13 protein-coding genes, 1 other RNA gene and 2 pseudogenes are annotated in these 12790 nt (G+C 43.5%); 2 read left to right on the top strand and 14 right to left on the bottom strand.

Features of this window, described 5'->3' with window-relative positions; all coding sequences use genetic code 11:
* Positions 1 to 19 precede the first annotated feature (19 nt).
* The 14 genes and pseudogenes from AALA56_RS02390 to AALA56_RS02325 all read right to left on the bottom strand — a co-directional run bounded on the left by AALA56_RS02390 (position 20) and on the right by AALA56_RS02325 (position 11387).
* Positions 20 to 505 (bottom strand): LURP-one-related/scramblase family protein, encoded by a 486-nt coding sequence (locus tag AALA56_RS02390; protein ID WP_369908599.1) that lies wholly within the window; start codon positions 503 to 505, stop codon positions 20 to 22.
* Positions 506 to 761: 256 nt separating this feature from the next.
* Positions 762 to 1754 (bottom strand): foldase PrsA, encoded by a 993-nt coding sequence (locus AALA56_RS02385; RefSeq protein WP_369908598.1) that lies wholly within the window; start codon positions 1752 to 1754, stop codon positions 762 to 764.
* A gap of 96 nt (positions 1755 to 1850) precedes the next feature.
* Positions 1851 to 2561, bottom strand: a complete 711-nt coding sequence (locus AALA56_RS02380; protein ID WP_369908597.1) for an O-methyltransferase — start codon at positions 2559 to 2561, stop codon at positions 1851 to 1853.
* Positions 2562 to 2594: 33 nt separating this feature from the next.
* Positions 2595 to 2987: pseudogene (locus AALA56_RS02375) on the bottom strand (RrF2 family transcriptional regulator); the annotation flags it as partial.
* A gap of 162 nt (positions 2988 to 3149) precedes the next feature.
* A complete protein-coding gene (locus AALA56_RS02370; protein WP_369908596.1) occupies positions 3150 to 3734 on the bottom strand; it encodes an NAD-dependent epimerase/dehydratase family protein in 585 nt (194 codons plus the stop codon).
* Between the two features lie 101 nt (positions 3735 to 3835).
* On the bottom strand, positions 3836 to 4456 hold the full coding sequence (locus tag AALA56_RS02365) for an HAD-IA family hydrolase (RefSeq protein ID WP_369908595.1): 621 nt from the start codon (positions 4454 to 4456) through the stop codon (positions 3836 to 3838).
* A gap of 14 nt (positions 4457 to 4470) precedes the next feature.
* Complete coding sequence (locus AALA56_RS02360; protein WP_369908594.1) at positions 4471 to 5523, bottom strand: LLM class flavin-dependent oxidoreductase; 1053 nt, start codon at positions 5521 to 5523, stop codon at positions 4471 to 4473.
* Between the two features lie 3 nt (positions 5524 to 5526).
* The gene (locus AALA56_RS02355; protein WP_369908593.1) at positions 5527 to 6162 is read right to left on the bottom strand and encodes an NAD(P)H-binding protein; all 636 of its coding nucleotides are present in this window, start codon (positions 6160 to 6162) and stop codon (positions 5527 to 5529) included.
* Positions 6163 to 6289: 127 nt separating this feature from the next.
* Positions 6290 to 8092: an oligoendopeptidase F gene (gene pepF / locus AALA56_RS02350; protein WP_369908592.1), complete on the bottom strand. Its 1803-nt coding sequence runs from the start codon at positions 8090 to 8092 to the stop codon at positions 6290 to 6292.
* A gap of 18 nt (positions 8093 to 8110) precedes the next feature.
* Positions 8111 to 9019, bottom strand: a pseudogene (locus AALA56_RS02345) (competence protein CoiA).
* A 62-nt stretch (positions 9020 to 9081) separates the two neighbouring features.
* Positions 9082 to 9363 carry a hypothetical protein gene (locus AALA56_RS02340; protein ID WP_369908591.1) on the bottom strand — a complete coding sequence of 94 codons (282 nt, stop codon included), beginning with the start codon at positions 9361 to 9363 and terminating at the stop codon, positions 9082 to 9084.
* 446 nt (positions 9364 to 9809) lie between these two features.
* Complete coding sequence (locus tag AALA56_RS02335) at positions 9810 to 10019, bottom strand: hypothetical protein (RefSeq protein WP_369908590.1); 210 nt, start codon at positions 10017 to 10019, stop codon at positions 9810 to 9812.
* Positions 10016 to 10432 carry an alpha/beta fold hydrolase gene (locus tag AALA56_RS02330; RefSeq protein ID WP_369908589.1) on the bottom strand — a complete coding sequence of 139 codons (417 nt, stop codon included), beginning with the start codon at positions 10430 to 10432 and terminating at the stop codon, positions 10016 to 10018. Before AALA56_RS02330 ends, AALA56_RS02335 begins: the two co-directional genes overlap by 4 nt.
* Before the next feature lie 88 nt (positions 10433 to 10520).
* The gene (locus AALA56_RS02325; RefSeq protein WP_369908588.1) at positions 10521 to 11387 is read right to left on the bottom strand and encodes a GRP family sugar transporter; all 867 of its coding nucleotides are present in this window, start codon (positions 11385 to 11387) and stop codon (positions 10521 to 10523) included.
* A gap of 258 nt (positions 11388 to 11645) precedes the next feature.
* Between AALA56_RS02325 and ssrA the strand changes: the two genes are divergently transcribed.
* Positions 11646 to 11995: a transfer-messenger RNA gene (ssrA, locus tag AALA56_RS02320) on the top strand.
* A gap of 165 nt (positions 11996 to 12160) precedes the next feature.
* A complete protein-coding gene (locus tag AALA56_RS02315) occupies positions 12161 to 12778 on the top strand; it encodes a DUF3862 domain-containing protein (RefSeq protein WP_369908587.1) in 618 nt (205 codons plus the stop codon).
* Positions 12779 to 12790 lie beyond the last annotated feature (12 nt).

Raw genomic sequence — 12790 nt, 5'->3', positions numbered from 1 at the left:
TCCTTTCTTCTTGTACACATTAGTTTGCAGCATTTTCAAGTTCTTTCACATAGTCGATAGCAATAACCAGTGAAATCACCAAGTCAGCATAGCTGTCATCATAGACAGTGATGTTGTAGGTTGATGTGAGGCGCAGCCATTCTTGTGAGATAGTAGCGACTTCTGTGCCATTTGCTAACAGCCTAAAGTCCATCTCCCAAAAATTGCCCTCAACCTCAAGTCCTAGCGCTTCAATGCTATAGTGCGGTTTTAAGAGCGACCAGTCCTTTTGGATAGTAAATGTCCTACCATTTTGCAGAATAACGTCAAACTTAGGCAGCAAAGACACCATATGCTTTTCAAGGCGACTGACCATCTGTCCGCTAGTATTATAGATGGTAAAGGTTTTAGGAAACCTCAAAAAACTCCCCTCAACTTCGTAAGCGGCATCTCCTGACTGATCATAGATAGCAAAGCGACCACCTAAGGATAGGACTTTTTCTTGTATCCGAAAACATTTTACCATAACATCACCTCAAAAAAAGACAAGTCATCTCACGAAGGGCGAAAAACCGCGGTACCACCTTCATTCAATGAACTTATCATTCTCATTTGTCTTTCAATTATGACTATCAAGTAGCCAACTCTCCACTGTCCTTGGCTCGCAGCAACCGCCAATTTTCTGTATCCAGTATTTGAAAGTATCCTCTTGATAGGGATTTGAGCGTCAAATCCTTTTTTATTATACTGTCTTTTAGGTCTTAGGTCAAGTGAAAGTCTGATTACTCAAAAGCTGAGCTGCTTTCTTCTGTTGAGCTATCTTCTGAACTTGCTTCGCTTGAAGAACTTGATGAAGATGATGAACTGCTTGAACTGTTGTTGATGTAAGCAGACATGATACTGCTAAAGGCAGAATCTTTCACCTTAACGTTAGCTTTCTTAAGTGCATTTGAGATGACTTGGTTTTGGAAGCTTTGGTCAGATTTCTTCTCGTTCAAGATGACTTGTTTCAACTGGCTCTTATAATCTTTCCAGTTTGATTTCTTCGTCTCACGACCTGTCACTTTGACGATATAGTAAGATGAACTGCTTGAGCCAGTATCAGTGATGACATCAGACACACTGTTCACGTCTTGTGACAAGGCAGCGCTCAATACAGCTGATGGCAAGGTGGAGCTTGTCGTTGCTGAATTGACAGTGTATTTGTATTTTTTGTCAGACGCAGTGGTCTTTTCTTTTGCGATACTTGCAAAATCCGCACCGTCTTTTTTAGCTTCTTCAAGGACTGACTTGGCTGTGTCTTCTGAATCAAGCTTGATAACTTCAATCTTAGTGTCAGGCACATAGTTCTTGAAAGCGGCTTTGTAGTTTTTAGTGGTTAATTCCTTTTTCGCTACGGCATCTACTGCTGCTTCAACTAGCAATTGCACACGCAGTTGTTGCTTGTAGGTTTCTGTTGTCAAACCTTGTTGCGCAAGGATGGCAGAGAAGTAAGTTCCGTATTGTTCAGCGACTTTATTGTAAGCTTCGCTGACTTTTTTATCGCTGACCTTGTCACCGTATTGGTCTTGAAGCACACGTTGAAGTGTCAATGTGAGCACAGCTTGTTGTGTTGCTGAATTGTTTTTGACTTGATTGTAGACGTCTGAAACAGTAATCGTGTCACCTTTCATCGTGATAACAGATGAATCTTTTGATGACGATGAGCAGGCTGCAAGTGTAGCTACGGACAATAAGGTTACGAGACCAGCTGCGATTTTACGGCTTTTTTTCATTGTTAGATATGTCTCCTTAATCGATAAGATGCAAGCGTGTATTAGTAATAACATACACTAATCTTACTTATTATAACATAATTTCTTAAAACATGCTTAATTTTCTGGTAGAATAACGTCCTCTTTGTTTTTGCGCAGAATGAGCAGTCCATCTCCCAGTGGCACAAGAGACGCTGTCAGGTCAGGATTGTCCAAAGTAGCGTCAAACAAACGCTGCAAACCTCGGTAAATAGTCCGCTGACCTCTACGCACCTCAAGGATAGGCTTTGCCACATCTCCACCTTGGAAAATATCATCAAGCACTAGTACACCACCAACAGGCATGCGCTTTAGAATTTCTGGCAAAAAGATAATGTACTTGGACTTGGCAGAGTCCATGAAAACAAAGTCATAAGCCCCCTCTAGCTCACCCAGCACTTCTGCCGCATCGCCTTCCAGCAAGGTGATTTGCTGTCTAGTATCATACTTGGTAAAGTTTTCCTTGGCAAAGGCAATCATCTCAGAATTGCGGTCAATTGTTGTGATGTGCGCATTTGGTGCATTATCTGCCATCAAAAGGGCTGAAAAACCGATGGCAGTCCCGATTTCAAGGATGTTTTTAGGCTGCAAGGTCTGCAGTAACAAACGAAAATAAGCCACCGTTTCGTGCGGAATGATAGGGATATTTTCTTGCTTAGCAAAAGCCTCTAGCTCCGCTAGAAAGCCGGTATTTTGCTGCTGGCGCTCCCGCATGAAGCTGACAATTTCCTCTTTGACCACAGGACGGCGCATGTTATGATTTGCATTTTTTGAATATGATTTGACCATAGATTACATTATATCAAAAAAGGAAACACTTGGCTAATCAGCTTCATCTAGGCGCTTTTCCCAGTCAAAAACACCAGACTCATAGGCGTACTCGTGTAGAAGCTCAGAGAATTTGAGCTTGCTGGCTTCTTGATAGAAAGCTGTCCGACCTGCTTCTAGTGCTTTTAAAATCTTGTCCTCACCTTCTTTGACATGCTGTTTGTCATCAAATATTGCCTGCGACAAGTGCTTAAAAGTAATGGCCTTGTCATCATCTAGCGCCATCAGGACATCCGCTAGGCTCACATCAGTGATAGGACGATCTAGCCTGTAGCCTCCGTGCTTATTGGCACTGGAGACGACCAGCTGCGCTTTTCCTAGCTTCATCAAAATCTTTTTGAGATAGGAGTCAGATACCCCTAAAATCTGGCTGAGCACATGGCTCTTGACAGGGGCGTGGTCTTTTTACAGTGCCATCATCAGAAGCACATAGACCCCCTGCTCAACGCTTTTATTTACCTTCATGTTCCAGCTCCTTCTTACCAGCCTTTAAAATCGTCCGATAAAGCGTCTTTGCCATTTGCCCAGCAAAGCTCGTCATCAGCTTATTCAGCAGAGGAAGCGGGACGTCAACGTCAATAGTCCAAGTGACCTTGGTGCCTGACGATGTCTCCTCAAAGGCAATCTCTGTGAAATCCTGCCGAACACTTTCAAGAGTGGCACCATTTTACTGATAGCGTCATTGCGATCTGCTCCGTAAACGACCGTTGGCTCTACCACTTCTAGGCGGACTGAACTCTTTTTAAGTTCCTGCATGATGGCTTTTTTCCCATTGGCAAAGGATTTTGGACCAAAGGTTCCGCCGATAAATCCCATAGCCTTCGCTCCTTTTTCTTCAGCGATTTTTTGCATGACCTCTGCAGGTTTGTTATTGACCTGCTTAAAGACTTCTGGGTCTTTTTCTGGGCATCCGACAAAGTCCACGATATAGTCGACCTTGTCTGGCAAGACACTCTTAACAGACTCATAGTCAGACACACCTGCCTTTAGCGTATGCACGCGTGGGTCAACCAAGCTGTTTTTACCAGAGCGTGAGAGCACGTAAAACTGCGCTGTGCTGTCTTTTTCCAGCCATTTCATAGTTGTATGACGTCCGATATAGCCATTTCCACCTAACATTACGATTGTTGTCATTCTCCTTACCTCATTTCCTAGGATATTTTTTATCTTTAGTTGTTATATATCCTAAGACTTTTTTGTCAACAGAAAAATCACCGTTTCCGATGATTTTTTCATTATTTGCCAAATAAGGTCTCAAGAACTCGTAAATCTTGGATTTTTTGATTGATAGGACTGCTCTCTTGAGTGAGGTTAATCGAGCAAATGCCAGCATTTTTTGCCACCTCGACATCTAGCTTACGGTCGCCGATGTAGTAGGTGTCATGAGGATTGAGCTTGTATTTGTCCATGAGATAGTAAATGCCCTCTGGATGAGGTTTACGCTCAAAGCCAGAAACGCCCGTCAAAATCTCGGTGAAATAACTCTTAATACCCAAGTCCTCTAAAACAGCCTGCGTACTCGCCCCCTTGTGCGTGTACATAAACTGCTGGATACCTTCTTTGTCTGCAAAAGCTAGCGCTTCTTTGCTAAACGGCAAGAGCTCGATTTTATCATCACGCTTGGTCTGCTCGTCGTTGAAAAAGGCTTTTAGCTGCGCTAAAGAAGTACCCGTTTCCCCAGCTTTTTTCTCCAAAAGCTGCCCTACAGACTCTTTTAGGATATAAGCATGAATAGCTTCTTTGTCCCAATCCTGAAAATCAAAAGCTCTATAAGTCACCTCGAGCGCCTCTATGATGGCTTCATAAGAGTCAATCAAGGTCCCATCCAAATCCCAAATAAATGCTGTCATAATCACCTTTCTTACTTTACTTAAATCGCCTTTTCCTTTGCCAACTCAGCGAGAAGTTCAAAGGAGTGGTGCTGTGCGGTTTCATCATAAATATAAGTCGCTACTATCAATTCGTCAATTGGGACACGCATTTTAAGCGCTAGCAATTGACTGTAGACACTCTTTTTGTCGCCGATAAGAGTGAGCTCTGATATGCGCTCAACGATTTTCTTTTCTTGGCTGATAAAGGTGTCTTGGCTAAAAGCAACTGGTCCAAAATGCGGAGCGTGCTTAGAGTCGGAGAGATTTTTCCAAACCGTCTCGCTGTCCTTGACAGGCGGGCAAAGGTTTCTTGGTTGCCCCGTCACGATGTCAACAAAAGCTTGTGTTTGCGTGGTGGCTAGGTAGTCTGCTTCTTTTTGCGTGTCTGCCATGATGACGTTAGCACCTAGAGCAGCGTAAGGTTGCTCTAGGTATTTTGACGGTTGAAAGCGCAGACGGTAAAGGCTCAACGCCTCTTCCATCATTTGCGGAGCAAAGTGCCCTGCAAACACATAAGGAAGCCCTAGTTGCGCTGCTAAAAGAGCACTTTTTGTACTTGAACCTAAGATGTAAAAAGGAATATCTTGACCTTCACCAGGATAAGCGTGGACCGTATTTGTCCCTTCAAGGTAAGAGCGTAATTCTAGGATGTCATTTTTAAAATGCTCTTCGTCATCCAAGGTCTTGCGACGTAAAGACTGTGCCGTCTCCGTATCCGTCCCCGGTGCACGTCCAAGTCCTAAATCTAGACGATTGGGGTAGAGTGCTGCCAGCGTCCCAAACTGCTCAGCAAGCATATAGGGGTTGTGATTAGGAAGCATGATACCACCAGACCCTACACGAATAGTCTTGGTCGCAGACAGGGCTTCTTGGATGAGAAGTGGCGTTGAAGAGCAGGCAAAAAGCTTGGTGTTATGGTGCTCACCAATCCAGTAACGATGATAACCCAACTCCTCGACACGTTGGGCTAAGCGCTTCATCTCAGTAATGGTTTCTTGGTAACTATGTCCTTGACGGACAGGAACTAAGTTTAAGACAGATAGCTTGGTCATGTATCACAATTCCTCCAGCGCTTTTTGGATAGGGGTAGTGCCCTCGACAATCTTAACGACCTTACCAATTGTCTCTGGTATTTTAAGACTCTCAGCAAGTACAGCTGCCACATCCTCTATAGCAATGCTGCCATAAGCATCATTGGTAACTGTAATCATGCCTGTCCCCTCTTTTTCAGCGAGATTACCAGGCTGTACGATAGTATAGTCAAGCTTGGTATTAGTCACTAGGTAGTAGTCCGCAAAGAACTTGGCAACATTGTAATCCATAATCTTACTGAGATTAGGGTGTGACCATTTGTCTGGCTCCAGCGCATAGAGTGAACTCAGTAAAACATAGCGCTTAATGCCAAGACTATCTGCTGCTTGCATGGTTTTCACCGCCCCAAAAGCATCCGTCTGCAACAAATCACGCCCTCGTGAACCCGCTACAAAAAGAACAGCATCTGCTCCTGCCATGAGCTGCTTCATCTCCTCTACTGAAGCGTGTAAATCAAAGGCGACAGGCTCTACACCACTAAGTTTTATCACCTTTTCAGGATTTCTCGCTGCAGCTCTGACCGTGTGCCCTTCTGCTGTTAGCTGACGTATCAAACTAGTCGCAACACGACCAGTACTCCCAATAACAAAGACATCCATACTCTTCTCCCCTTTCTAGTTATGGTTAGTATTGTAACATTTTCAGACTTTTTGGACAATGATTTGATTTACAAACTATCTCACACCGTCTAAAAACACCCTTAGATTGCTAAGGGCGTTTTTTAGATTAGAGATGAGCGCCTGCTTCGACAAGCTTTTCAAGCTCAGCTAAACGTTCTTCAAAGACCTTGAAGGCTGCTATGAGGTAGTCTTTACTTTCCATATCCACGCCTGCTTTTTTGATGACATTAAGCGGATAGTCGGAGTTACCAGCTTTGAGGTAATTGAGATAAGACTCTTTATCGGCTTCTTCACCATGGACAATGCGCTCAGCTAAATAGCTAGCTGCTGCAAAGCCTGTCGCATATTGAAAGACATAGTAGTTATAGTAGAAATGCGGGATTCTCGCCCACTCGTACTGGATGAAATGATTATCCTCTTTTTTGAGACCATAGTATTTCTCGTTGAAATCAGCATAGAGCGTGTTGATATACTCGCTAGTTAAGACAATACCGTCTTGGTCTGCCTTATGAATCGCCTGCTCAAACTCGGCAAACTGCGTTTGACGAAAGACTGTGCCTTTAAAGCCATCTAGGTAATGGTTTAAAATAGCAAAGCGTTTTTTCGGATCTGTTTCCTCTTTTAACAGCGTTTCTGTCAAGATATTTTCATTGGTCGTCGAAGCAATTTCCGCTAGGAAAATGCTGTAATCACCGTACACGTACGGTTGATTGCTTCTCGTAAAAGTCGAGTGAATGCTGTGTCCTGTCTCATGGACAAGGGTGAAGAGATTATCTAGCGTGTCCTGCCAATTAAGGAGCATAAAAGCGTTGGTGTCGTAAGAGCCACCAGAGTAGGCGCCTGAGCGTTTGCCTTTATTGACCTTGACATCAATCCAGCGCTCACTAAAGGCACGCTTGACCTCTTTGAGGTAATCCTCACCAAAAATAGCCAGCACTTCCTGCGCTTTTTCAAGTGCGTCCTCGTAGCTATAAGCCATATCCATCTCAGACAGTGGCGTGTAGAGGTCGTACATCTTCAAATCATCAAGACCCAACACTTTTTGACGTAGCGCCACATAGCGATGAAGAAGTGGCAAGTGTTCATTAACCGTCTCAAGGAGCGTGTCATAGACACTCTCTGGGATAAAATTGCTAGCTAACGCAGCTTGTCTTGCTGAGCTGTACTTGTGCACACGTGCGTCAAAATTATGCACCTTGACATTAGTTTGTAGGGTCTTGGCATAGGTGTGCTGATACTGCTCATAGACACTGTAGAGTCCTTCGTAGGCAGCTTTTCTAGTCTTGCGGTCTTTTGACTCCATGAGACTGATGAAATTACCATGACTGAGCTGGACATCCTTTCCCTCATCGCCCTTGACAACTGGAAAGACAATGTCAGCATTGTCTAGGATTTCAAAGATTTCACTACTTGCGTTGAAAATCTCACTAGCACCTGCTAAAAGCTCTTCTTCTGCTTGAGTCAGCACATGCTCTTGGCGTTTAAAGAGCTTTTCAAAGAAATAGCTGTAGCGCTTCAAGTCGGGCGTTTCCTCTAAAAATTGCGCATAGGTAGCCGCATCAAGCGCCATAAACTCTGGCTCGTAAAAAGAAAAGGTCTCGCTGAACTTGGCATAGAGCGCTGCTGCCTTGGCTTGGAACTCTTGGTATTTGGCGACCGTCGTATCTTGGTCGTTTTTCATAGACGCATAGACGTAAGCTTTCTCTAGGCGGCGAGACAAAGCTAACTCTAAGTCAGTAATATCTCTCAGGCTCTCACTTGAGTCCAAAAGGTGCCCAGCACAGCTCTTTGCCTCATCAATAGTAGCTGACAGCTCCATCATTTCTTGCTCCCACGCCTCGTCACTCTCAAAGACAGTGGTCAAGTCCCATTGGTACTTCTCATCAATCGCTTGTCGGTTATCTGACATTTCTTCTCTCCTTAAGCTTTAGTTTTCCTTTATTGTACCATAAAATGCTGGCGAATAAAGCGTTTGAACAGCGCTTGAACCTAGCTTTTAATAATATTTGTAAAAAACTTGATAAAACCAGGTCAAATCTTCTGTGACAAGACTGAGTTTGTGGCTATCAAAAGGTTTCACCTGCGGGAAAAAGGCAGACGCTGGTTGCCCTAAGAGATTGCCACCAGAAAGGTAAGCTTTTTCCTGCTCTTTTAGCCAATAACGATTGCCATTGTAGAGCTGACGCTGGATATAGGTCAGAATCTCTTCGTTCTGTTTGACACTGTAGCTACTGACTGCCTGTGCTTTGTAGGGCAGACGCAAAAAAGACAACACATCCTCGTCAAAAGAACAGATCTTGGTAGATGAGGTATTTGAGCCGTATAAGGCGTTGTTTGTGGTCAAGCTCCATATAGTAAAAGCCCACATTTTTGGAAAACTGTAAAAACTGTTCTTGCAAGGGCGAGATTTTCTTGCCCAACCACAGCTTTTCCCCCAGCAACCACAGGACATGAATGCCTGCCCTCTGATAGGCTTGGCTACGCTCTATGAGCCGTTTTTCAGACAGACGACTGCACTGCACTTCAAGCGCTAAGCGCTCACCTACAAAAACATCAGCAATCTGACCAATCTCCTCTAGGACATGCTCTATCTCTACTTTTGCACCTTTAGATACCTCCTTGTAAAGCTCAGCTTTTAAGCCTAGGTGCTCTGCTGATTCGTTCTCACTGTAAAACTGGCAAGCTTCCAAACTAATATGCGCAAAATGCGTCCGCATGACCTTGCCCATCTTAAGCCTAACAGGTTGCTTGCAGGCAGGACAGAAAAATCCCGTTTCTCTGGAATCCTATCCAGCACCGTCACCAGTTGATTATCACTATCATGTGCCACTAACATCACACCACCTCCTACTAGACTATTCGTAAGAAAACATAGAAAGCGCTTGCTTGATAGCGTCATCAATTCTTTTTGTCTTGCATCTCCCTCCAGTGTGCTAGATGAATCCCCGTATGACCGATACCTAGTATAATGACCGCAAGTATTAGGTAGGGATTTCTCCCGTATACGCCAAGTAAAAAGAAGGCAACTACTGGCAAGGTTGCTCCTGGCACAGAAATCCCCAGTAAACTCTTGTAAAAGTCCGCCATTGTTTTTGAACTTCTAAAATAGCGAATCCAGTAAACTTCATAAAGGAGCATTAAAAAAAGGATAGAATCAGCCAGCACGACCAGCCTGACCATACTCTCATATTAAAGTCCTTAAAAATCAGAACAAGACCAAAGACTGCAAGTTGTCCAACTCGCTCCAATAATTGAAGCGCTTTATTTTCCCTGCTCGCATATTCTTGATAGCCCTTTGGTTGGTGTTTTGTCCATATTATATTTGGCAGCGCTAGCATTATCAGATAAATCAACCCTATATAAGAAAATCCAAACTTCACTGTGCTCACCTACTCCTATCCCTTTCATTTGTCATCATGACATCCCAGCTCACGCACAATCTCCTGCCGATGCACCAGATAAAGCATGTGTCCTAGGTCATCAAGGATATGCCTTTTGGTGACAGGATAGTGGCTTTCAAAGTAGTCTACATAGGAGAGGGGAACAGTTTCATCCTTTGTCCCATGCCAAAGATAGACTGGGATATGATTGGGGATTTTGAGCTCATCTCGCTTCTGACAAAGAGCTTAGGCGTCGTAGTAGATACCTAGACCATCATTTGCCACAGCGTTTAGAACTGCCGATTTTATCACATCATGATTTTCCTTGATAAGTTGCCTTTCTGTCTCAGACAGAGTCGCTAGATTGTGCTGGAGCTGCTTGTCATAGTGATTTGCGATGGCTTTTGCCATGCGTTTAAAATAGAACTTAGAAAGCGCTTTACACTTTAAGGTCAAAAAACTGTCCATTTCCAGCTAGGGTCTATGATTTTCTTTGTCGCAGGAGAGTTGATGGGGATCATGCTACTCACCAAGGTCAGTGACGTGACCATATCAGAAAAATGCTGTGCAAAAAGCTGAGCATAGTAACCTCCTGCACTATGTCCGATGAGTTTGACAGATCTTACCTTATGCCTTTGTAAAATCTCATGAACATACTCGAGAAAATCCTCCATGCTGTAGTAAGGCACTACCTGCGATTGCCCAATCCCAAAGCGCTCAAAAGAAACTAGACAGCAACTACCAGCCTCTAAACAATAATCCTTTGACCCTACAAAGCCATGAAAAAAGACAATCACCTCATCCTGCCAATCGCTACTCCGACAATAAGCTAGTTTTCTGCCATTGACACTCTCTACTTGATTATACATTTTCTCTCCTTGCTAATATTTCCCAAACAAATAGTCCTGTCCTTATTATAACACCACAAAACTCCCCGTCTGGAGAGTTTTGTGGCTATCATAGGAAAATCGTCATCACGCTTGCAAGCACGATAATGACAAGTCCTAGATAAGTGAGGAAAAGCTCACGTTTTGGCTTGGTTTCTTTGAGAATGTAAATGCCACCTAGTGTAGAGAGGATGACATTGAGCTGCGTGAGGATAAAGGCGAGTGTCACGCCGTTTAACTTAGCTGAGAAGATGTAAGCTAATGACGAAATCCCAAAAATAATCCCAACACCAGCACATTGCCAGCTTTCTTTTGCCTTGAAAGCTTGGCGCTCTTTGAAGCTAGCGTAAAGAACAGACCCGACTAAAACACCAAGCATTTGCGGTAGAAACATAGACAAGCCGTCTGCATTGACTATTTTAGGCACAGCACTGTAAAACCAGTAACCGAAGCTAGTGAAGGCTAAAATCTGTACCCCTTTTGCTAGATGAGTCGGCTTGTTGCTAGCGCCTTTTGGCTCAAGCGAGGTCAGATAAGCTCCGAAAATCAAGAGCGCAATCGCTAAAAAACCAAAGATTTTAGACGTCCAACTAGACCATTCCCCAAAAGCTAAAACACCGATGATAGATGTCCCAAGCAATTGCAGACCTGTTGAGATTGGCATTGTTTTTGAAACACCAATCACGTCATAGCTAGACACTTGCCCAGCTTGACCGATAACCCAGAACATCCCAGAGATGAAACTGAGTAGTAAAGCTGTGCTTGACAGACCGCTCGGATGACTCACGAGCTGCACGATGACTCCAATAACGGTTGCACCAATCCCAAACCCCAACATACTGTTGACAGGTGTTCCACCAATCTTTTTCAAAATCAAGGGCTGAATCCCCCAGCCAATTGCTGGAATAAGTGCGATTAGTAAACCAAAAGCTGACATAATGATGATTACCTCCTTAACATGCCAGTTAGACTATGGATAGCCATACAAAAAAATAGCTACCTACCACCCTACCAGAAAGAAAACGCTATGTCAATCTTTTTCTAATCATTATCACATCCTATAGAGCTATTTTGGACACAAGAAAAAGAAATTGCCAATTAGTGAGCAACCATCAAAAAGAAACTTTTAGAGATTAAACGCTTTTTACTTGCTTTCTGTTATCTCCTTTGATATACTAAATGAGTTAATGTTTCTGGGGTCGTTTTGGATTCGACAGGCATTATGAGGCATATTCGGCAACTCATCAGCAGATGTAAAATTGCCAGTTAAATATAACTGCAAAAAATAACACTTCTTACGCAGTAGCTGCCTAAACACCAGCCTGCGTGACTTTCTACAGATTGTTTGCGTTTGTTTGAAGGTCTTATTGATGAGCAAACTACGTTTAGTCATTGCCTAGCTGGCTAAAAAGAGATTGATAGGCTCGCTAAAGGAAGGCTTGAGCTATGTGTCGCTCTTTGGTTAAATCAATACATAGCCTATGGTTGTAGATGAATATGTTGGCAGGTGTTTGGACGTGGGTTCGATCCCCACCGGCTCCATTAAAGCAATTAGCCTGTTTTTCATTTTTTAAATTCATAGGAAAGAGCCTCTTTAGGATGGGGCTTTTTGTTTTATATTAGAAAATAAAAAGAAATCGCTTCTGCGCTTTTTGCTGACTTATGGTATAATAGTAGTATAAAAGGAATCGTATAAAAGAGGGAAATAGTATGAAAAAATTAGGTCAATTCACACTGTTATGTGTGTTAGGGCTAGGACTTGTCGCCTGCGCCCCTCAAAAACAAGACAAATCACAAACAAGCTCATCTAGCCTAACAGCGGCCTCTGATGTTCCTACTAAACATCAAGACATACGGCTTGCTTTTAATAATATCACGCTGGGAACCAAGGATTCTGAATTTACTGGTGGGACAAACTTGGAGCAATTGAAAGCCATGTTTGGCGAGCCTGCTCAAACTTTTCAGACACCTGCTGGTGATGTGACGCTAGATGGCTATACTTGGCAATTTGATGAAGTCACTATCACGGTCAATCTCCTGCGAGATAGCGCCATCACACGCTCGATCTCAAACTTTAGCTTCATCCGCTACAATACCATCACCAAGGACAAAATCTCAAAAATCACAGACAATATGACCTTCCAGCAAGCCATTGACCTGCTCGGACAGCCTGACATCTACTCTGAGTCAGCTTCGTCTGAACACACAAAACTGCAAGCTGTCTGGGTCAGTGGTATCGAGAGAGCTGATAGCAAAAACAACCCTCAAATCACGCTCAACTTCGTCAACAATCAACTCACCAATAAAGCTATCGTTGGTGTCAACTAAAAAAGAGAGTGG

Origin of the sequence: Streptococcus hyointestinalis (assembly GCF_041225505.1) — a bacterium.
Taxonomy (GTDB): domain Bacteria; phylum Bacillota; class Bacilli; order Lactobacillales; family Streptococcaceae; genus Streptococcus; species Streptococcus hyointestinalis_B.
Note: the sequence above shows the minus strand (reverse complement) of the source record. Positions and strands in the feature narration are given on the sequence as shown.